This window comes from Leptospira soteropolitanensis (assembly GCF_026151655.1).
Lineage (GTDB): Bacteria > Spirochaetota > Leptospiria > Leptospirales > Leptospiraceae > Leptospira_A > Leptospira_A soteropolitanensis.
On sequence record NZ_JAMQPN010000001.1, the window covers coordinates 600,521 to 621,408 of the forward strand.

Sequence of the window (20,888 nt, forward strand, 5' to 3'; positions counted from 1 at the left end):
GGGGGTCAATCTCGAATTACAAAATGAAAAAAATGTTAGTTTTAAACTTACGGACTTGACTTTTTGTAACTTACAAAATAACGTAAATGTAAGTAAAGGAAAGGTAAAAATTTATGATATTGAATGGAAATACAATCCTCATCACCGGGGGAACAAGTGGAATTGGTCTTGCACTAGCAAAACGACTATCCAATCTCGGAAATCAAATTTTGGTTTGCGGAACGAATGTAAAAAAGATGGAAGAAATTTCTAAATCTTATCCTAGTTGGGGGACTTATCTATTTGATATCTCTCGACCTGAAGAAAGAGAAAAGTTGTTTGAAAAAACTACAAAAGATTTTCCAGAACTGAACGTATTATTCAACAACGCAGGTATACAAAGGTATCCCAAACTGGACGAAGTGGAACCTTGGTCTGATTTAGGAAAGGAGCTCGACGTAAATTTGGCTGCTCCGATCCATCTTTCTATGTTATTCGCTAAACATCTGTTTGCAAAGAAAAATGCAGCAATTTTGAATACTACTTCTGGATTGTCACATATCCCTTTGGCTTATGCACCAGTGTATAGTGCAACCAAAGCAGCTCTACATTCTTTCACTTTGACATTACGATTCCAATTTCGTAACCAACCGATTGAGGTAATTGAAGTTTCTCCACCGATGGTAGATACTGATTTAGGAATTCCTAACACACATACGGCGGGACTCAATTTAGATGAATATGCTGATGGTGTCATAGCCGGGCTAAAAAATGGAGAATTAGAAATCACCACAGGTTTTTCTACAGTCTCTGCCAATGCGAGTCGGGAACAAAAGAATGAAATCTTTTTGTCTATGAACCAGGCAAGGAGTGCATCAAACTAAAGAGCGGCCTACAAAGGCACAAGCGATGGCGTCCCAGGAGTCATCATGGCCTTTTAGATCTTTAAATCCCAAAATCATTTGGATCGCTGCCCGAACTTCTTTTTTGGTGGCGTTCCCTTTGGCAGAGATTCCTTTTTTGATTTGAGTCGCGGTGAGGGAGACAACAGGAATTTGTTTTTCACCGAGCGAAAGTAAAATGACTCCGCGAGATTCTGAAACCTTCATTCCGGTGGTTGTGTTCTGAACGAAGAAGAGTTCTTCTACAGCAGCAGCTTCCGGTTGGAATTCAGTGAGAATGTCCATCAGTTCCTTTCGGATATGGAGGAGGTTGTCAGGAGAAGGGGTTTTTGGAGCCACTTCAATAGTTCCGTAAGTTAAAAGTTCGGGGTTGCGGCGTAATCCTTCAGGAAAGGAAAGAATCGCATACCCCACGCGGTGGGATCCAGGGTCAATGCCGATGATTTTCAATAATTTCTTTCCTTAGCCCCAACTTTTGCCCAGTTTGGCCCGCCCCGACCCAAAACCTAGTCTAAAAATGAAAATGACAAGGTACTTTCCTTCCGTATAGTGGAAGAAAACCACCGCAGGAACGTTAAACACATGACCGCAACGGCAGTGAAACTCGAAAAATCCCAGGCGGAGAAGGCTCTTAGTGCTCAAGCCGCCCTCCTCAATGATGTAACCAAACGACTCGCTCAGAAAAATTCCGATAACGGCAAAGTATCCGTAAGCAAAATGGACAAAACGCAACATGTGTTTTACCAATTGGCTTGGATGACAGCTCAACAACGTGTTGCTGAGAACTTTATCGTTTATGCTTGGGATGCTTCCAAGGGAACTGGCGAAATGGAACAGAAGATGGCTCTTACTTTTGTGGCTGAAACTGTATCCAATATTCGTTCTGAACTCGCAGCGCGTCCTGCCGAGTATGAACTAACTTACCAAGAACTATTCTCCAAACTTTTTTCTGATGAAATCAATGCTTACGTAGAAGCAGCGTCAAAAATGGAAAACTATGAAGCCATTGTAGACAAGATCGTTGAACTTGGACACTTCGGCGCTTACGGCCTTTCCGAAGACCATGAAAACTTCCGTGGAATCTTCAAAGATTTTGCTGAAAACGTAGTGGTTCCTCATGCAGAACACATTCATAGACATGACGATTTGATTCCGGCAGAAATCATCAATGGCTTAAAAGACATGGGTTGTTTCGGACTTTGTATTCCAGAACAATTTGGTGGAATCCAACCAGATGATCGTCCAGATAACATTTCCATGTTAGTCGTAACAGAAGAACTTTCTCGTGGATCCCTTGGTGCGGCAGGTTCCCTCATCACTAGACCAGAAATTATGTCCAAAGCTCTCCTCAAAGGGGGAACCGAAGAACAAAAAAACAAGTGGTTACCACTTCTTGCATCAGGTGAAAAATTTGCAGGAATTATGGTAACAGAACCTAACTACGGTTCGGATGTTGCTGGAGTTTCCGTAACTGCAAAAGAAGTAGATGGTGGATTTGTGATCAATGGTGTAAAAACTTGGTGCACATTCGCAGGTTATGCGAATCTCCTTCTCATCCTTTGTCGTACAGAATCCGATCCAAGTCTCAAACATAGAGGTCTTTCCATCCTACTTGCGGAAAAACCATCCTTTGATGGCCATGAGTTCAGCTATAAACAAGATGGAGGTGGAACCATCCAAGGGAAAGCAATCGGAACCATTGGTTACCGAGGAATGCATTCTTACGAAGTATCTTTCGAAGATTACTTTGTTCCGAAAGAAAACCTACTTGGTGGAGATGCAGGACGCGGAAAAGGATTCTATTTCCAAATGGAAGGATTTGCTGGTGGACGTATCCAAACAGCCGCTCGTGCCAACGGTGTGATGCAAGCCGCTCTCGAAGCCGCTCTTCGTTATTCCCAAGAACGTAAAGTATTCGCAAAACCAATTTACGATTATACTTTAACCAAGTTCAAAATCGCGAAGATGGCAATGATTGTGCAAGCAACTCGTCAGTATACAAACTATGTAGCAACACTACTCGATGAACACAAAGGCCAAATGGAAGCAACACTTGTAAAATTGTATGCATCTAAAATTGCTGAGTGGGTGACAAGAGAAGCAATGCAAATTCACGGTGGTATGGGTTATGCAGAAGAATACCCAGTATCACGTTATTTTGTGGATGCTCGTGTATTCTCTATCTTTGAAGGTGCGGAAGAAGTAATGGCGCTTCGTGTAGTTGCGAAGGATCTACTCGACCAAGCACTTGCTTCTTAATTAAGAAACTAAGCCAAACTTTTTGCCGAATGGGTAATCCATCTCGGCAAAAAAAGGAAAAGCCCGAGAGATCGGGCTTTTTTTATGTTCGTAATGCTTCTTTGTCAGGTTGATTAATGTATCTATCCGCCGGTTAGCATTCCACAGGTTTGTCACAAAATGTATGAATCATAAAAAAGTAGCCGTCAACATCAGTACAGATATTAATTCCTAATTTTCGATAACGTACTGCATCAGGACTATTTTCGCATGTTAGAACAGTGGAAAGTAAACATTGTTTGGATTTTTTCTTTTCTTTTTCGCATTTACCTGTTACATTTGCTATTTCGCTTTCGCAATTTGATAAAGTAAAAAATGCCAACAGAAGAATAAAATATTTAATAAGTTTCATGTGCAAAACCTAGCAAGCATTAGAAACTAATTTTGACATTCCGTCACTTATTTTTAGCAGATGACTTGTGTTTTACGATAAATTTTCGATATTTTACTAAATAAGGAGTTACAAGATTCAGTGAAAATAATTCGAATATTTTTTTTCCACACCTTTCTATGGATCTTTTTGGCTTATTCTCTCTCTTGCAAAACTCCTATGCCAGAGCTTAGTTCAGAGGCAAAACTATCCAAAAACAAAATGATCTCGATTCGATGGACCACAACAGATCCTATACTTGCAAAAGTTTTTAATGAAATTTTTCCAGTGCCGCCGGCGATTTTATTAAATGAAAAAACAAATGTTGTAGATTTGAAAACAGTTCCTTTGCCAGAACCAAATCCAGACCATGCACCTAAACCGAAAGAAGAAAAACCAATCAACCCAAATGAACTTCCAAGGTGGGATCGTGGCTTTGAATTGTCTAATATCGATAACCTTACAATTGTCATTCGAAAGGAAAGTCAAAGACCTTTTTACAGTGTTGGGGTGAGTTTACTTGCGTTAACAATGTTGTACTATGGAACAATGGAAACAGAAGCAGAACTAGTCTGGACATCTGGTGAAACTAATTTGCATAGAATTTCATTTCTTTCCACCCATGAAACTGTTTGGGCTCCAATGCCATTTTATATTGGCACTGGTACGAGTATCGTTGGACCTGCTTTTAATTCGAATCGTTACCCATCGGCATTGCAAAAATACTGCATTCAAGAAAAACCAAGTAAAATAAGAGAATCACTGGAACAATCTCAAACAGAAAACTGCAAAGAATATGAAACTTTTTTAAGAAGATTGTTTCTTCAGAATTACGACAATATCCATTCGCAACTGAAGGAATGGGAGAAAAGAAACGTGGACTGGTTCCAACCATAAAGAAGCTATATTTTCAATTGATTCAAATGCAAAAAATAAAATTCATTCGAGTGTTTTTTTATAAAATCAGTCCGCTGTTAACATTTATTTTTATTTCTGCGCTTTTCCCCTGGCGAGACCTTCATTCCGTTTCTGTACCAAAAGAAAATTGGAGTTTGGTTGTGTATGGAGGTATCTTTACAACCACAGATCTTATTCCTATTGTATTTCGTCAAAAAACTGACTATAGAGAATCTTATATTGGTAGTTTAGGAATTTCTCGGCCATTTGATTACCGAATTCGTTGGTTTGATTTTTTGTGGGAAGGAAATGTCACTAAACATTTTGGAGAAATGAACCATTGGGAAGTAAATGGATTTTATATAGTTAAAATCGATCGAATGTATGGTTCCCCTTTTAGTTTATCGTTAGGTGAAGGATTATCACTTGCTTCTGAAAATCCAAAATTAGAAAATAAAGCTAAAGGATACTATTTGGATGGTTTGCAAAAAGACGCCATTGAATCCAGAGCATTGTTAAATTATATGATGGTGGAATTTAGCTCCTATTTACCCTTTGAACGGAAAACAGAATTATTTATAAGGGTTCATCATAGGTCAGGTATTTTTGGTTTGTATTGTCCCCCCGATCCTAATTGCGGATCCAATTTTATTAGTTATGGATTTAGAACTGCATTTTGACTCCGCAGACCTAAAACAGACGTCCCTGCGAAGCCAAAATTTCTAATTTTAGGTAACTTGCGTAAGCAAATGTTTTGGCTAGTTTTTAGTTGGCTCTTTAATCCAGTCAAATTTTGCGTCTTTATGTTTTCCTTCTTCCACCAATGTTTTTAAATTCAGAAGCGATTCATAAGGTGTGTCCGTTAAAACTAAATTGATTACTGATTGGGGAACGGACCCACCCGGTTCAAAGTGAGCTTGGTATTCAATTTTTAGTTTTCCATTGGTTTGTGGAATGATACGCCAAACACCTTCAAAATTTTCCATGCGAGTGACTCCAGAAGGAGTAGGGCGTGCATTGGAATCAAGCCGTTTGATTTTCATCACAGTTGCTAAGGTTTTATCATTTTGTTCAAAACTTCTATCCATAATCAAATCACGATCATTGACTGGCCAAGGCGCACCGTTACGGAGATAAACTACTGATTTTTTTTCAGTACCGGAAAGCACCGTGAGTTCTTTACATTGATGATAAAGATTCTTACAAGAAGCAGGGTCGGTCAAAAGAGTGATGACTTGAGCAATAGAAGCATCTACTTCGGTTCGACCTAAAAATTCATCTAAATTGGAGCCAGGAAAAGGGCGAGTTAATACTTGGATTCCTTTTTTACGTTTGGACTCTGACCATTCAGATGATTGGGCAAAGAGAGAAGATAAATTTGATAGGAAGGAGATACCTACCAAAGTCAAAATTAGAATTTGTTTTTTTGTCATGGTTACTTACCTATTTGTAGATGAATGAGAGGTCTCACTGTTTCTGCAAAGAATAATGAGGTTGACGTTGCTGGTAACAAACTCAATCCATTTTTTCTTCCCACATTATTTACAGCAAGAATTGCCATATAATTTCGATTTTTATCTAACCACGGGAAAAATCCATTGATTCCGATGCTGTGAGAGATAAGGTCTTTATCGCATTCAGAAGGGACATCCGTTGTGGTACAAAACCGCCAGTTTCCGAGACCGTATTGCCAACGATAACCAAAAGCAGAAAATTGGGAGTATCCAATCTTGGCACCGTTGTATTGGTCTGCCAAAATTTCTGTCACCGAAGTAGTAGAAAGGAAGTTGGCAATATTTCCTCCCAATGCATTTTTTGCAGTTCCATTAGTGAGTAAAGCATTGAGCATTCGCGCATAATGCTCTGGAGAAATAGAGAGTCCGTAGGCACCAGATAAACTTCCATCAGTGTCTTCACCCGTTCTGAAATTTCCTCTCCAAACAGCTTGGCTTGCGTCCCATCCTAATGGGGTAACGATAAGTTGCGTAAATAGAGTATCCCAAGTCTTTCCGCAGGAGATCTCTAACATACGTTGTGCGACTGCCATATGATTTGAATTATACTGGTACAACGCACCAGGTGTTCCTGTGGACTGATCGCGAATTTCATTCACACAATTATCCTTTTGCGAACCGGAAGCACCGATGGGTAAGGAAGAAATACAACTGGCTTGTCCAGAACCGTTACCTCCACCGGCATTGAGGCCAGAGGTAAAGGACAATAACTGACGAAGGGTAATGGTTCCTTTCGTTCCAGTCCAACCAAGAATATCTCCCGTGGTTCTACTTAATGATAAAGCTCCACCTGTGGCGCAGGAGCCTGTTGCGACTGTCCCACAGTTTGCATAGGTTGTACTATCGGCATTACAATCAATGGCTCTCATTGCCGTAATGGCAGTCACCCATTTGGATCCCGAAGCAATGGGTCGATATGTATTATAATCAAGAAGGGATTTTCTCGCATAAATTCTGTTACCTGATGCATCGAATACTTGGAAACTAGCACCTTCATCTGTAGTTTTTGCATATTGATCAAAACAGGAGTCAAGGCTATAGCAGGAACTTAAAATTCCTGCGATAAGTAACGACTGCGCGTTTTTATCTGTTGTAACTGGTTTTTGGCAAGAGACTATGAAAGAAGAAATAATGGATACGAATATAATTGAAATAATTGGTTTCATCCTTGTCCTCATTTAAAAGCGTATTGGTTCCAATGTGATAATTTTTCCTGTATTTTCTAAATCACAGGAAGCAAATTCAGGTAATAACAATGCATCACGAGTCACTCCACCAACATTTGTTAAACTATCGTAGGTAGCTCCCAAAACCAAAGCTCCTTTGGTACGAATATCTGTTTCGCACTGTAAAACACTCTCTTCCATAAAAAATTCTTCATCATCAATCTCTGCGAGATAGGAATATATAAATTTGGCCAAAAATCCGTTGATTAAGAGAAGAGGAGAGATTGGACCTTGTCCCCCTTTCATACCTGATTGTGCTAACCAGAAAGAAGATGCGGTGGATTCGGCTTCAAATATGGCATCGGAGATTCTTTTTTTTGCCTCAGAACCTTTAACTGCCCCATAAGTGGGAATGCCAATTGCTTCAGTAAGCATACAATTTGTCAGAAAGACAAAGAAAAGAATGGATAGAAAAATTTGCTTCATGATATATTTTTCCTTAATAGAGAATGAAACGGTCTGTTAACTTTTCCTTTCACCACATGGTTCGGATTCCTGAGCCTGAACTTATGGAAGACCCTATCCAAGTAGAGTCTTACGCCCAAGCTGACTTCGAGATGGCTCACTCCTTTCTCATTCGTAAGTTTCAAGATAGACTTCCCCTAAAGTTTACTCCTGAATCTATTTTAGATTTAGGTTGTGGTCCAGGTGACATGTCATCTCGACTATTTTCACAATTTCCAGACTCAAATTTTACGTTTGTCGATGGTTCCGAGTTCATGTTAGATCTATGTAAGAAGCGTATGGGTACACTAACTTCAAAAAAAAGAAACCAAAAAATGGAATTTAAAAAAGAACTCGTTCAAGACTTTGTTCCTGAATCTCCATTTGATCTAGTGTTTTCAAATTCATTATTGCATCATTTGCATGATCCATTTGAATTTTGGGGAGCAGTACAAAGATCCATTCATACAGATAGTTTTATTTTTATTTCTGATTTGATGCGACCTGATTCCTTAAACATGGCAGATCACCTATTAGAGCGTTATGCGAATAACGAGCCAGATGTTTTAAAAAAGGATTTTTACAATAGTTTACTTGCAGCTTACCGAATCGAAGAAGTAAAAGAAATGTTGGAGATTGTCAGGCTAAATACAAAATTGAATTTAGAACCAATCACAGATCGCCACTGGATTTGTTATTCTAAACCAAGACATTAAAGAGTATAAAATGCCCTGGTTGATCATTTATACCATACCAATGTCAAAAAACGAGGTATCCTTTGGTTTGTTGTGCTTTATTAAGAAGCATATTTGTGTTAGCTTAGGTATTTTTTTTCGACCCTTACTTTATCCATATGGCTGATTTTTAGTTCCACTGCTAAATCTTCCAAAAATCGAATCTCATCTTTATTAAGAGAACCATCGGATGCAACAATACAAACCGCATCTTCAAAAAAGTTCAAAGCATACTCATCATTGTCTGAAACTACTTTGGTTATCGTTTTCATTGGTAGTGGATTTTCAAAAGTTTTCGATAAGATGTCCAAAACTTGTTTTTTTTGGGTTTGAAAACTACTTAAGAGGCAATCGGGTTCAAATAGTACGTTCACGAGTTCTCCGACAATTTCCCCTTCTTTCTTTTTGAACTGCCCGTCAGCATGGCATGCGTAGGACCACAGACTCAGTAGGACTTTGGCATATTCAATATGAAGGTCACTTTCAATGTCCAACGTTGATTGGATGGAATCTGGATGATTCTTTTTGTTCCCTTTAACTTGTTTCAAATTTTGAACGATTTTCTTTGCCATAACAATCAGGAATTCTATTGCTTCAGATTCTCCGTTCAACTTCATTTTTTTTCTCTTTTCTTGATTTTTCAGAAAAATAGGCTGAATTGGAACTTCGAATCAGGAAACTGGAATTAATCTATGTCGAAAAATATTCTCGTTACAAGCGCGCTTCCCTATGCCAATGGTTCTATCCATTTGGGTCATGTGTTAGAAGCAGTCCAAACAGATATATGGGTACGTTTCCAAAAGTTAGTTGGTAACAATTGTTATTTTTTCTGTGCTGATGACACACATGGAACACCCATTATGATCGCCGCAAAAAAAGCCGGTAAAACTCCCGAAACCATGATCGAAGAAGTGCAGAAAGAACATTACAAAGACCTGACTTCTTTTGGTGTATCGTATGATAATTATTATACGACAAATTCAGAAGAAAACAAAAAATTCTCAGAATCTATTTATCTCACTTTAAAGAAAAAAGGCCACATAGTTGCTAGAAACATTGAACAGTCATATTGCGAACATGATAAAATGTTTCTTCCGGACAGGTTTATTAAAGGAACTTGTCCTAAATGTGGAGCAAAGGACCAATATGGTGATTCTTGCGAAGTATGTGGAACAAGCTATTCTCCTAAGGATTTAAAAGATTCCTATTGTTCTATTTGTGGAACAACACCTGTCCTAAAAGAATCCAAACATTTATTTTTTAAACTCCAAGACTTTCAAACTCAACTGCAGACCTGGATCGAAGGCGAAAGTCGATTGAATGAAGGAGCACAGAAAAAATTAAAGGAATGGTTTACCTCAGGATTACAAGAATGGGACATCAGTCGTGACGGCCCCTACTTTGGTTTTGCAATTCCTGAAGAAGAGAATAAATACTTTTATGTTTGGTTGGATGCACCAATTGGATATATGGCTTCAGCCATGAACTTTTTAAAGGATGAAAAGAAGTTCAATGAAATTTGGAAAGACGGTAAAGGTGAAATAGTTCATTTTATCGGGAAAGATATTTTATACTTTCATGGACTCTTTTGGCCAGCAATGTTAATGGGAGCCGATTACCAAACTCCATCTCAACTCAATGTTCATGGATTTTTAACGGTGAATGGTGAGAAGATGTCTAAATCTCGAGGGACATTTATCAATGCTTCCACATTCGCAAAATATTTAGATGTCGAACACTTTAGATTTTATTTGGCCTGCCGTTTGGGTTCGGGAATGGAAGATGTGGATATTTCTTTTGATGATTTTGTCTCACGAGTCAATTCCGATCTAATTGGAAATCTTGTGAACTTAGTATCCCGGGTGTCTACCTCCATTCTAGATAAAATGGATCGCAAGTTAGGAAGTCTTTCTGTAGAGGGAAAATCACTGGTTTCGGAACTTTTATCAAAAGAGTTAGAAATTCGAGAAGCTTATGAGTCGCGTAACTATTCTAAGGTGATGAGAGAAATTACTGGTCTTGGAGATAAAGTAAACAAATACGTAAATGATTATGCTCCTTGGAACTTGATCAAAACTGATGTAGAAAAAGCAAGAGAGGTTGTGACAACTTCGCTCAATTGTGCAAAGATTCTATTTACCTATTTGGGGCCGGTTACTCCCAAAATTGTTAATTCAGTTGCCCAGCTTTTCCAAGTAGAGAGTTTAAGTTTTTTAAATCTGAAAGAAACACTTGAGAATCAAGTTCTTGGGCCATACCAAATGTTATCAAAACGGGTAGAGGAAAAAAATATTTCACTTATGATAGAGGAAACCAAAGAAGCATTTCAAAAAGCAAATCCAGAGAAGTCAAAATCTGAGACAGGAAAAACAAATCCTTCTTCACAGATAACGACGCCTACAGTTTCGGAAGATGGATTTATCACCATAGACGAACTTTCAAAAGTCGAACTTCGGGTTGGACAAATTATGGAAGCAAACCCAGTCGAAGGAGCCGACAAACTTTTGTTTGTAAAAGTAAATCTTGGAGAAAAAGGAATCAAAAATGTTTTTGCTGGAATCAAAGCAAGTTATACAGCAGAAGAATTGGTTGGGAAAAAAGTTGTTGTGGTCGCCAATCTAAAACCAAGACAAATGAAGTTTGGATTATCGGAAGCAATGTTACTGGCATCAGGAAAAGAAAAAACTTTATCTTTATTTGTGCCTGATCGTGATGCAAATCCAGGAGATCTATTAAAATAGATTTATGGCAACAAAGTCAGAACAAATCTTAAGGGAAAAGGAGATTGAAGGGATTAAGTTTAGTCTCTACGGGAAAATCTTAATTTTTTCTTTTTTGACAATTGCTACTTTCTTTGTTGCCCAAACTTTATTCGAACTTTTAACGATCGCCTCTATTTCGTTAGGTTTAAATTTAGTTTTATATATTTTGTCTAAGTTTTTGCAAAAGGGAAAGTTTGTTTCCTTTGTGGGATTATTTTGTGTTTTGATAGATTTATTCATCATCACCATTCTTCCATTTATTTGGTACAATGCGGTAGGCGGAGAGTCGCAAGTCCCAAGAACTTACTTAATCAAAACTTATTTACACTTTATTATTGCTGCAACATTAGTGATGAACGCCTTTAGCATCCAACCCATATATCCAATGATTTATGCTTTGGGTGTTGTGGTTAGCCAAGCTGGTATTTTGATCTATGCGCAGCAAGATCCCAGATTTGTTAGTACTGAAAGTTTTAAAGAAGCCTTTCTTGGTCCAGCCGCACATGTTAATAATTATATCATGTCTATGGGAATCATCGGAATTCTTGGATTTTTTTTGGCATATCTTACCTATCGTGTTAGGCGAACAGTGTTGGCAGCAGTGACAAACGAAATTAAGATGTCCCAGCTTTCTCGTTATTTTTCTCCAAATGTTGTCAACGAAATGGGAGAGGCTGGTGATGAATTCTTTAAGCCAGGTGGGAAGGAATCAATCGTTGCGGTGTTATTTTGTGACATTGCCAATTTCACTCAAATTTCAGAATCCCTGGGACCTGAAAAAACCATGTCACTCCTTTCCGAATATCATAGTTTTATGTTAGATATCGTTTTTGAACACAATGGGACACTCGATAAATTTATCGGAGATGGAATGATGGTTACTTTTGGAACTCCTCTTCCTGGGAAGGATGATGCCACAAATGCTGTCCGAGCCGGTGTCGCAATGTTACATGCTCTTTCCCTTTGGAATCAAAAAAGAGAAACAATTGGAGAAAAGCCAATAACCATTCGTATTGGGGTTCACTATGGTCCAGTCATCGTTGGAAATGTGGGAGTGGAGAAACGATTGGAATACACTGTTATTGGGGATACGGTTAATGCTGCCAGCCGATTGGAATCCCTAGGAAAAGAGTTAAAACGAAACTTTCTAATCTCGAAAGAATTGTATGATCAAGTTTCTTTAGAATTTCGACAAAATTTAAAAATCAAATCGATGGGTACATTATCTCTTCGTGGAAAAACAAAAACGACGGAAATTTTATCTGTGGAGACAAATTAATGATCCAACTTCCAAAAGAAAAAGAGATCACAATCATATCGAAACCATCCATTGATTCCAATGAAGTGAGTTTAAAAGTGGTGAACTCAGATCTTGCACAAGATATTGTGAATCATTTTGATTTTGATAGAAAACAATTGTTTATCGATTGCGATGAAGATGCTTTATTAGAGATTGATCCAAGTTTGAAAACTTTCAATAAACTATTGTTATGGGAATCGGGAAGTTTAAAATTAACGGAAGAAGAATGGGTTTCGTTTCAAAATACAATTCCACTTCTTTCGCCATTTCTTGCACAAGACAAGTCTGGCAAGGATTTGATGTTAGCTTGGGGAAAAAAAGATAGCCTTCTGTCTGCCGTAACAACTGGACTTGGAACCTATTATAGTCGTTCTCGACAAGGGAAGTGGGTGAAAGGTGAAGAGTCGGGCCATCTTCAAAACCTTTCTGCGATTTATGTACATTCTAATCCTTTTTTTGTGCAGTACGTTACTAGCCAAATTGGTGCTGCATGCCATACAGGATATTATTCTTGTTTTTTTCGAAAGCTTGGCCCGAATGATTCAATTTCATTCGTCTATAAAAGTAAGGTGGGAGCTTAGATTTGAATCGAATTGTTTTAATCGTTTTAGTTGTTGTATGCGTTGTTTTTATTGTTTATAAACTTAAAAATTCGTTAGGTGGCAATCCCTCGCTCCTAAAAGAAAAAATTGATGCGGGTGCTCTTGTGGTTGATGTGAGGACTGTTGCTGAGTTTCAGTCTGGTCACTACCCTGGTGCGATCAATATTCCTGTAGACCAGGTCTCGAAACGATTGGATGAATTCGGTGATAAAAACAGATCCATCATTGTATATTGTGCATCAGGTGGTCGAAGTGGGAGTGCCAAATCCTTTTTGGAATCGATTGGATACTCCGACGTAACGAACGCCGGAGGGCTTTCCAATATGCCCAATCCATAACAGCAAAAAAGATATAGGGAAGCCATTTGTATTTAAAAAAACAATTTGTGTTCCCTATGGCAACTAACAAACTACATACGTTTTCGTTTCATATACAATTGTAATCCGGTGACTGCTTCTTTGCGTACCTTGTTTCCAAGAGCAGGCCACCAGCCGAGGAAATATCCTACGGGACCCATTGCCATTCCGAGCCACTTCCACATCGAAAAATGATCTTTGTGAGTAAGTATCTTTCCGTCTTTAAAAGTAAAGTTTGCATTGATTCTGTTGTGGATGGTTCTACCAGTTTTGCTAAAATTATAATCTGCTTCCCAGTTTGCAGATCCTTTGGTATCATCCGCTTTAATATTCGAAAATCGAATCGTTAAGTTTTGACTTCTTTCCAATAACATCAGCCACATGGCACCTGCTTCTTTCCCTTTTAAATGACCAAAGGCAGGATCATGGAATTCAACTTCGGGATGGTAAAGGGAAACCATAGTTTGGCCGTCTTTGTTTTGGAAAGCTGTGTAAAACTTTTGAATTAACTCTTCATTTGGATGCATCGTGGAAAAGATTATGATTGATCAATCTAAGACTTAGCAAGAAAAAAAGTTATGAATCGAATTGTTCTTTTTGCCTTTGGAACCAGTTTTTTACTCGTTGGACTCGTAGGTCTTTTTTTAGCAGTCGGTTATTTCCAAGATTCGAAATTCCATGCAGAAACAAGCGAATGGTTGAAGGCTGAGCCTGAGGAAATTTGGGCTTACATTACTGATGTAAATGATCTTCCCAATCGTAGAAAGGAAGTGGTGGCCATCAAAATTTTAGAAACTAGGGCCGATGGTATAATCCAAAAATGGGAAGAAACACCGGATATGGGTGGCTATATGATTTTTGAACTTCGCGAATCCATTCCCAATAAACTTTGGAAAATTGAACTGACGGATGCTAGTTTTAAAATGCGAGGGTCTTGGACTTACTCTTTAGAAAGAAAAATTCCAGGAACAGTTGTGACAATTACTGAGGACTCTGAAATCACAAGTGTCCCTGTGAGAGGGGCATATTTCCTTGCCGGTCGGGATGCCACTCTCCAAAAAGAGATGGAGCTCATTCGCAACCGGTTTAGCGGTCGTTAGGGGAATAATGGGATTATTTTAATCCCTGAATCCATTCATCGATCCCTTTACAAATTTTTCTAACCGTTTCTCCATGAAAGATAATTCCAAGGTGACCTTGTTCATAATAAGTGATCACCTTGTTTTCCGATTTGAGATCTTTTAATTCCGTTAAAGTTTCTTCTGGAACAATTTTATCGACGGTACCAACTACACTATAAATTGGCATATCGAAGTTGTTTAAGAAATTTTCTGTATAATTGATACGTCCATCATTTGACCAGAAACTTCTTTCGTTGGAGATTTGGCTTTGGAAAAACTGCATAATCACAGAAACGGATTCTTCGCAAAACACATCTTCCATGAGGAAATACCATTCTGGTGGAGTGATTTCTTTATAACCCACAAAGTCTTTGATCGTCAAAACTTTGGTTCCAATGTTATAACTAAAACTTCGTAAACTCGAATGTAGATTCAAAATGAGTTTAAAGAATTTTTTTAAGTCAATGGTTTGGATTGTGGCTTGCATTGAAAAACTAGCCATACTTAAAATCATATCGGAAATCATTTTATGCGGGAGCATACTAAACCCACGTTTCAATGTATCAAGTCCTATGAAATTGGATTTTAAGCTGATATAGTTCGGTGAAGTAATGGAAACAATCCCAGCAATGTATTCTTCTGGTTTTGGTAAATTGAATTCTTCCTTGGATTCTTTGATTTTTTCATAAGAAGATACATAAAACCTTGGAATCATTCCCCCCATACTGTGACCAAGAACCACTGTCCTTTCGCTCGGGTAATGCCAACGAATCCAACGTAATACTTCAGGAAAGTCATCTTGGATATAATTGTCAACAGTCCATCCTTCTTTTTTACCATGTTTAGGCATGGTCTGTCTCGATCTTCCTCTCATATCCATTAGGAAAACGCGGTATCCGTATTTAAGTGCAAGTTCCTTTGCCAGTTTATCCATCACAGATCGTCTACAAAAGAAACCGGGTATGAGTAATAGATTTTTTCCTGTATTGTTTAGTTTTTCAGGTGTAAAACTTTTTAAAGATACCGCATAACCGTCTGTAGTCGGGATAATGAAGGATGCGTCCATCCTATATTCAATGTTATATTGGTGTGATTTGAAAATGATTGAAGTGACTGGTTCTTTTTGGTCTTTTGTGGTTGTGTAAAACAAGTTTCTTGAGTTTGAAACTGTATCAGCTTTCTCAATATTTTTCTGGGCAATGTAATGATCATTACCTGATTCCATTTCTTTTGCGACAACAAACTCAATTACATCAAACAGGGAATAGAGTTGCAGTGTCAGTGGACGAATTTTATCTTCAGGAATTGGATCTTTTGTGATGCCCCAGAGGATCCCGATTGGATTTTCATTCACAAAGAGAGGAATTCCAATGGCATGGTTCATTGTTTCAGAAAGTAATACTTTTTTTTCTGGATGAATTTCTTCTTCTTTGAGATTGATAAAAGTGACTTCGGGTCTTAGTCCTTTATTAAAATCAATGATGGATTTTCTAATAAAACGTGCAGACTCATTTCGCGGATCTGCCAAATGGATGGGGCGCGATTTTTTGATGTATTCTTCAATTCCAGGAATTTTTCTGCGTTCTGCAATTTCTTTGAGTTTGAAGTGGGTTGCAGTAGCTACAATTTTCATTTCCTCTTGGTCGATGACTTCAAAAATGGAAAAGTTAAAAATGGGATCATCGTTGAAGTCAACTAAGGAAACCATTTTATTTGCGAAGGATTGCCAAATATTTTCCAAAAATTGGAACGTACTTTTGGGTACCGGAAAAATGTAAATCTTGTCCGGGTTTACCATGAGACTTTTGTTGCTGTCTCTGGTGGAAATTTTGATCAAACGATCTTCCAACGAATTTTCTTCAAGTGCCATTTAGCATCCTTTCTATTTATGTGGCGATACGGTACGCTATAACTCTATTTTCGACTTTTCATATGCCTGTGAACTAAAAAATAAAGCTAATATGCAACAATCTGATTTCGAATCCATTTCAAGAGTATCCGTTCCCGAATTAGACTCCATTTTAGGAAAACCCTTTCCGATTCTGGACGATGGGTTTGTCAGGCTTGTTGATTACATGGGATCCGATGAGTCGATCGTTCAGGCCGCACGCGTTTCGTACGGAAAAGGAACAAAAAAAGTAAATGAAGACCGCGGCCTCATTCGGTATTTGATGCGCCACCGCCATAGCACTCCCTTCGAAATGTGCGAACTAAAGCTACATGTTCGAGTTCCTATGGACACTTGGCGTCAATGGATTCGCCACCGTATGGCAAATGTCAATGAATACTCTACGCGTTACTCCGTAGCCATCGACTCCGCTCAAACAACTCTCCCTGGAGAATGGCGGGTCCAATCGGTTGGGAATAAACAAGGTAGCGATGGATATTTAGAATCATCCAAAGGTGACCACCTAACAAAAAGAGAAACTGAGTTTCAAAAGTTCGCTGCGGATATTTATAATGAAAGATTAGAAATGGGTGTTGCTCGTGAACAGGCGAGGAAAGATCTTCCTTTGGCGACGTACACGGAAGCTTATTGGAAAATAGACCTTCATAATTTACTTCATTTTTTGGCTCTCCGGATGGATGACCATGCGCAATTGGAAATCCGCCTTTTTGCAAAAACAATTGGAGAACAAATTGTTCAAAAATGGGTTCCGAATGCATGGGAGGCCTTTGTCGATTATCGATTGAATGCTCTGAACCTCACAAAATACGATGCTCAAATCATTCATGCCCTAAACACTTCTGGTAAAGAAGGAGCCAAACAAAAGGCAATCGAACTAGGGTTGTTAGATGAACAAGGTTCCACCGCTAAAAAAAGCCGTGAACGTGAGGAATTGGAATCTAAATTAATGAATATGGGGTTCAACATTCCTTGGTAGGATGTTATTCTTGTAAATTTATTGATAAATGAATTGATAAATTTTATCAATATGTTTGTTAGAAGGATTATGAGCCTCAGAATCCTTCTAACCCTTTCTTCCATCCTACTAACCTGCGTTTCTCTTTCTGCGGAAGAATTTGCCGTGGCAACTTTTACCCGCGGTAAGGTGAGTTTTCTTTCTTCTACAGATTCTTCCAAACTTTGGAAAACTCTCAAAGTCAATGACATCCTCAAGGTAGGAGACCGAATCAAAACAGGCAATGGATCCAAAGTGGATTTTTTGTTTAAAGAAACAGAGATTCGAATCCAACCAAACACCGACTTTACGTTAAAAGAATGGAGTTCGGAAAATAAAGTCGCAAAAGCCTATGTAGAAAAAGGTGCAGCTTGGTTTCGAGTTAGTAATTTTAAAAAAGGAAATTTTGAAGTTTCAACGCCTACAACTACCGCAGGTGTTCGCGGAACAGCATTTGGTGTGTTTTACGAAGAAAAAGAAAAAAAAGGATACACTTGTGTTTGTGAAGGACTTGTAAACATTAATGGCTCTGAATTTTCTAAAGGAACAGGTGGTGCAGTCAAATTAGGTACCACTGAATTAGAAAAAAATGATTATAAAGAACTAATCACAAAGGACGGTGCTACCATCAAGTTCAAAGAAAAACGAAAAGATAATCCAATGTTATCTCGTTGTTTGCCATGCCATAAACCAGTAGGTTGGGAAGATAATAGTTTTACTCCGGACGAAACTTACGGTAAAAAGTGAAATTTTCTCTCAAAGTTTTTGTATTTATCTGCTTCTTCACCTATCCAATCTTTGGTGAGGAAGTGGTCACAACGAAAAAAGACGAACCAGATGGCTACTATGGATTGAAACTTGGAGCCATTGTAACTCCCACGCTTTCTTATCGCATTCGAGACAAAGCATCAGGAACAACAGACCTCTCTCCTTCTGAGAAGGCTGGTTTCTCTCTTCCTTGGACTATGGTAACTATGTCTAAGGAATGGGAAGACTTGGGTATTAAAGCGGAGTTTTGGGGAGAAATCCTCCGAAACGACTCTTTGACAAACGATACATTAGCCGGTACAGGAAATAAATCAAATCCTTATGTATTTTTGGTTAGGCGAGCGAATCTGGCTAAAACATTTGAATTGGGAAATACAAAACACCAAATTCAAATTGGGATGTTTGAATTACCTCATATGTTCTCTGTATGGTCAGGTAATTATGACTGGCGATATTTTGATAAATCACCTTTAGAGTCGATGGGTTTTGCAAAAGATCCGGTGGACCTTGGTATCAATTACATCTTTCGCTGGAATTCTTTTTCTGTACAAACAGCCATTGTCAATGGAGAAGGTTATCGAAATACTCAGAATACGACAAATACCGGTTACGATGTAATTGGGAAGCTAGGATGGGAACCATCCTGGACCGAAAACTTAAAAACAGGGCTTCATATTTTAGGAAGAGCATCGAATGCTTTTGGTTATGCGAGTGATGAATGTCGTGAAGGAAAAACTCGCTGTCTCGTAAGTGATGGCAATCCTGCAACTAGAAAACAAGGCAGTGTTTCTCTAAACCAAGAACAAGTAATTGCTGTCGAATCTCATTTGGTATGGAAAGACACTCTCAATTTAGGTTTGGGCGGAATGGCCAGAAAACAATTGGGTGGGGAAATCGTAGATAAGTTAGCTCCCTACCAACCGGCGACTAAAGTAGTGGAATCTATAGGAAGGGGAGCCTATTTATGGGCGGGAATTGGAAACGGGACTCTTCGCCTTGTTTTGCGCGGCGAAATCGCCACTGGTGGACCCTCTCCCGGTCTCCGAGCCACAGAAAGTGTGGAAAGAGAGCCTTGGGTACGATTCAAACCAGGAGCCTCTGGCCCTCAGTATTCCGACCAATCTTACTATATAACAAGGCAAATTTTCGGAGAATGGTTTATGACTCCTTCCGCCAGACTGGCACTGGGATATACGGAAGTACGTTCGTATGATTCTAAAGGTGAACCAAATAAATGGTATGTAGACAGTACCGGGGAGGCATCAAATCGTGTCGAATATATAGAACAGTTTTCAAAACCAGTAGCACATCCTATTTCCGAATATGGAAGATTGGATCGAAGTATTGTTTTGAAAGCCACAGCCACGTTCTAAGACAGCGAGTATGGTATCTGAAATCCAATCTTTTATAGAATCCCAATTGTCTTCTGGATCTTTTTCCGTTTATAGTTTTTTCTTTTTGGCCTTAGGTGGGTTACTCGCGGGTCTTTTACCCTGTGTATATCCTTTATACCCCATTACGGCTGGGATTCTAAAATCCCGAGTAACTAATCATAAATGGTCACATCCTTTCGTTTACTATGTAGGTCTTGCCAGTATGTATGCGGTTTTTGGCCTGATTGCGGGTTTAAGTGGAGGGGCATTCAATTCATTTTTAAGGTACCCTGAAACACAAGTTATTCTTGCTATTTTGTTATTTGTTTTGGGACTCAGCGTGGCTGAATTTTTATATTTTCCTTTTTTTGCAGGAGACTTAAGAAATTCGGAAAATGTAAGTTATGCGAATACTTTTTTTTTGGGAGTGGGGGCTGGTCTTCTATCCTCCCCTTGTGTGGGTCCAGTCGTTGTATCAATCCTTGTCCAACTCATTGCTTACCAGACGGAAGGGATTAGTTTGTTCCCGATTCTTTTTACTTCACTTAAAATGTTTGTTTTTGGTTTAGGACTTGGGATTCCTTTTTTATTGATTGGAGTTTTTGGTTTCGCACTTCCGAAATCAGGAAAGTGGATGAAGGCCGTGCAATGGATTTTAGCCTTAATGATCCTTTATTTTTCTTTTACTTATTTAGAAAAAGCCTTTGTCCTTTGGAGTTTTGATTCACTTCTTTCTATCAAAGTATTTTTCCTTTGGTCCTTGGCTTTGGTATTTCTTTATCTGCAAAAGAAGGATGGTTTGCCTCACGAAAAAATGAAATTGGCACTTTTACAAATGGGTGCTTTTACTTCGTTTATCATTCTTCTTTTGCTTTTGCAATTGTCATTATGGAAACTGGAACCGGGGTCTTCACATTTAAAAACAAACTCCGCACCAGTGGAAGTTCACGGGAATTTAGAATGGCATCGCACAGAAGCGGATGTCTATCGAATCGCAAAAGAAACAAGGAAACCAATATTTATAGACTTTTATGCTGATTGGTGTACGAACTGCAAAGAGTTTCAAAAACTTACAATTTCGCATAAGGAATGGAATGAAACTTTTAAAAGCAATGCCATTCTATGGAAAGTTTATGATACCGATCCCATTTTTGAAGAGTTTGCGGACAATCCGAATTATCCTGAGCTAAAAATTGGACTCCCATTCTTTCTCATTCTCGATGCTGACGGAAAGATGATCTATAAATCGAATGATTATTTGGATACGAAAGGAATGATTGAAGCCGTAAAAAAACTTTAGGGAAACGAACTGACCATTTTTTGATCAGTTCGCATAATT

21 protein-coding genes are annotated in these 20,888 nt (G+C 38.6%); 14 read left to right on the plus strand and 7 right to left on the minus strand.

What is annotated here, in order from left to right:
• Nucleotides 1–113 precede the first annotated feature (113 nt).
• The gene (locus ND811_RS02910; protein WP_265350451.1) at nucleotides 114–863 is read left to right on the plus strand and encodes an SDR family oxidoreductase; all 750 of its coding nucleotides are present in this window, start codon (nucleotides 114–116) and stop codon (nucleotides 861–863) included.
• On the opposite strand, the gene ND811_RS02915 is transcribed toward ND811_RS02910, so the two are convergent.
• Nucleotides 855–1,331, minus strand: coding sequence for a crossover junction endodeoxyribonuclease RuvC (locus ND811_RS02915; RefSeq protein WP_265350450.1), 477 nt, complete (start codon nucleotides 1,329–1,331; stop codon nucleotides 855–857). The two genes, ND811_RS02910 and ND811_RS02915, sit on opposite strands and share 9 nt — an antisense overlap.
• Nucleotides 1,332–1,463: 132 nt before the next feature.
• Here ND811_RS02915 and ND811_RS02920 point away from each other — a divergent pair, with 132 nt between their 5' ends.
• The 3 genes from ND811_RS02920 to ND811_RS02930 all read left to right on the plus strand — a co-directional run bounded on the left by ND811_RS02920 (nucleotide 1,464) and on the right by ND811_RS02930 (nucleotide 5,126).
• Nucleotides 1,464–3,140, plus strand: coding sequence for an acyl-CoA dehydrogenase family protein (locus ND811_RS02920; RefSeq protein WP_265350449.1), 1,677 nt, complete (start codon nucleotides 1,464–1,466; stop codon nucleotides 3,138–3,140).
• 511 nt (nucleotides 3,141–3,651) lie between these two features.
• Entirely contained in the window at nucleotides 3,652–4,446 is a 795-nt protein-coding gene (locus ND811_RS02925) for a hypothetical protein (protein ID WP_265350448.1), read from the plus strand.
• Nucleotides 4,447–4,463: 17 nt separating this feature from the next.
• On the plus strand, nucleotides 4,464–5,126 hold the full coding sequence (locus tag ND811_RS02930; protein WP_322113712.1) for a hypothetical protein: 663 nt from the start codon (nucleotides 4,464–4,466) through the stop codon (nucleotides 5,124–5,126).
• Nucleotides 5,127–5,204: 78 nt separating this feature from the next.
• On the opposite strand, the gene ND811_RS02935 is transcribed toward ND811_RS02930, so the two are convergent.
• Genes ND811_RS02935 through ND811_RS02945 form a run of 3 tightly spaced genes read right to left on the minus strand, consistent with a single transcriptional unit; the run spans nucleotide 5,205 to nucleotide 7,612 of the window.
• Nucleotides 5,205–5,879: an START domain-containing protein gene (locus tag ND811_RS02935; protein ID WP_265350446.1), complete on the minus strand. Its 675-nt coding sequence runs from the start codon at nucleotides 5,877–5,879 to the stop codon at nucleotides 5,205–5,207.
• A gap of 2 nt (nucleotides 5,880–5,881) precedes the next feature.
• On the minus strand, nucleotides 5,882–7,138 hold the full coding sequence (locus tag ND811_RS02940) for a serine hydrolase domain-containing protein (protein ID WP_322113426.1): 1,257 nt from the start codon (nucleotides 7,136–7,138) through the stop codon (nucleotides 5,882–5,884).
• Complete coding sequence (locus ND811_RS02945) at nucleotides 7,139–7,612, minus strand: TIGR04452 family lipoprotein (protein ID WP_265350444.1); 474 nt, start codon at nucleotides 7,610–7,612, stop codon at nucleotides 7,139–7,141.
• A 23-nt stretch (nucleotides 7,613–7,635) separates the two neighbouring features.
• Between ND811_RS02945 and ND811_RS02950 the strand changes: the two genes are divergently transcribed.
• Nucleotides 7,636–8,346 carry a class I SAM-dependent methyltransferase gene (locus ND811_RS02950; protein WP_265350443.1) on the plus strand — a complete coding sequence of 237 codons (711 nt, stop codon included), beginning with the start codon at nucleotides 7,636–7,638 and terminating at the stop codon, nucleotides 8,344–8,346.
• 98 nt (nucleotides 8,347–8,444) lie between these two features.
• On the opposite strand, the gene ND811_RS02955 is transcribed toward ND811_RS02950, so the two are convergent.
• On the minus strand, nucleotides 8,445–8,936 hold the full coding sequence (locus ND811_RS02955; RefSeq protein WP_407658861.1) for a tellurite resistance TerB family protein: 492 nt from the start codon (nucleotides 8,934–8,936) through the stop codon (nucleotides 8,445–8,447).
• 120 nt (nucleotides 8,937–9,056) lie between these two features.
• Here ND811_RS02955 and metG point away from each other — a divergent pair, with 120 nt between their 5' ends.
• From metG to ND811_RS02975, 4 genes are read left to right on the plus strand one after another with little or no spacing between them, the layout of a single operon-like run.
• Nucleotides 9,057–11,105, plus strand: a complete 2,049-nt coding sequence (metG, locus tag ND811_RS02960) for a methionine--tRNA ligase (protein ID WP_265350441.1) — start codon at nucleotides 9,057–9,059, stop codon at nucleotides 11,103–11,105.
• A 4-nt stretch (nucleotides 11,106–11,109) separates the two neighbouring features.
• A complete protein-coding gene (locus ND811_RS02965) occupies nucleotides 11,110–12,405 on the plus strand; it encodes an adenylate/guanylate cyclase domain-containing protein (RefSeq protein WP_265350440.1) in 1,296 nt (431 codons plus the stop codon).
• Entirely contained in the window at nucleotides 12,405–13,007 is a 603-nt protein-coding gene (locus ND811_RS02970) for a phosphoribosyl-AMP cyclohydrolase (protein ID WP_265350439.1), read from the plus strand. The genes ND811_RS02965 and ND811_RS02970 overlap by 1 nt, the downstream gene beginning before the upstream one ends.
• Before the next feature lie 2 nt (nucleotides 13,008–13,009).
• Entirely contained in the window at nucleotides 13,010–13,366 is a 357-nt protein-coding gene (locus ND811_RS02975) for a rhodanese-like domain-containing protein (protein ID WP_265350438.1), read from the plus strand.
• Between the two features lie 71 nt (nucleotides 13,367–13,437).
• On the opposite strand, the gene ND811_RS02980 is transcribed toward ND811_RS02975, so the two are convergent.
• Nucleotides 13,438–13,911, minus strand: a complete 474-nt coding sequence (locus ND811_RS02980) for a nuclear transport factor 2 family protein (protein ID WP_265350437.1) — start codon at nucleotides 13,909–13,911, stop codon at nucleotides 13,438–13,440.
• Nucleotides 13,912–13,962: 51 nt separating this feature from the next.
• Here ND811_RS02980 and ND811_RS02985 point away from each other — a divergent pair, with 51 nt between their 5' ends.
• Nucleotides 13,963–14,484 (plus strand): SRPBCC family protein, encoded by a 522-nt coding sequence (locus ND811_RS02985; RefSeq protein ID WP_265350436.1) that lies wholly within the window; start codon nucleotides 13,963–13,965, stop codon nucleotides 14,482–14,484.
• Nucleotides 14,485–14,497: 13 nt separating this feature from the next.
• On the opposite strand, the gene ND811_RS02990 is transcribed toward ND811_RS02985, so the two are convergent.
• Nucleotides 14,498–16,375 carry an alpha/beta fold hydrolase gene (locus ND811_RS02990; protein ID WP_265350435.1) on the minus strand — a complete coding sequence of 626 codons (1,878 nt, stop codon included), beginning with the start codon at nucleotides 16,373–16,375 and terminating at the stop codon, nucleotides 14,498–14,500.
• 91 nt (nucleotides 16,376–16,466) lie between these two features.
• Here ND811_RS02990 and thyX point away from each other — a divergent pair, with 91 nt between their 5' ends.
• The 4 genes from thyX to ND811_RS03010 are packed head-to-tail and all read left to right on the plus strand — an operon-like array spanning nucleotide 16,467 to nucleotide 20,849.
• A complete protein-coding gene (gene thyX, locus ND811_RS02995; RefSeq protein ID WP_265350434.1) occupies nucleotides 16,467–17,390 on the plus strand; it encodes an FAD-dependent thymidylate synthase in 924 nt (307 codons plus the stop codon).
• 51 nt (nucleotides 17,391–17,441) lie between these two features.
• Nucleotides 17,442–18,155, plus strand: a complete 714-nt coding sequence (locus tag ND811_RS03000) for a FecR family protein (RefSeq protein ID WP_265350971.1) — start codon at nucleotides 17,442–17,444, stop codon at nucleotides 18,153–18,155.
• Entirely contained in the window at nucleotides 18,152–19,549 is a 1,398-nt protein-coding gene (locus ND811_RS03005) for a hypothetical protein (RefSeq protein WP_265350433.1), read from the plus strand. The genes ND811_RS03000 and ND811_RS03005 overlap by 4 nt, the downstream gene beginning before the upstream one ends.
• A 10-nt stretch (nucleotides 19,550–19,559) precedes the next feature.
• A complete protein-coding gene (locus tag ND811_RS03010) occupies nucleotides 19,560–20,849 on the plus strand; it encodes a protein-disulfide reductase DsbD family protein (RefSeq protein WP_265350432.1) in 1,290 nt (429 codons plus the stop codon).
• Nucleotides 20,850–20,888 lie beyond the last annotated feature (39 nt).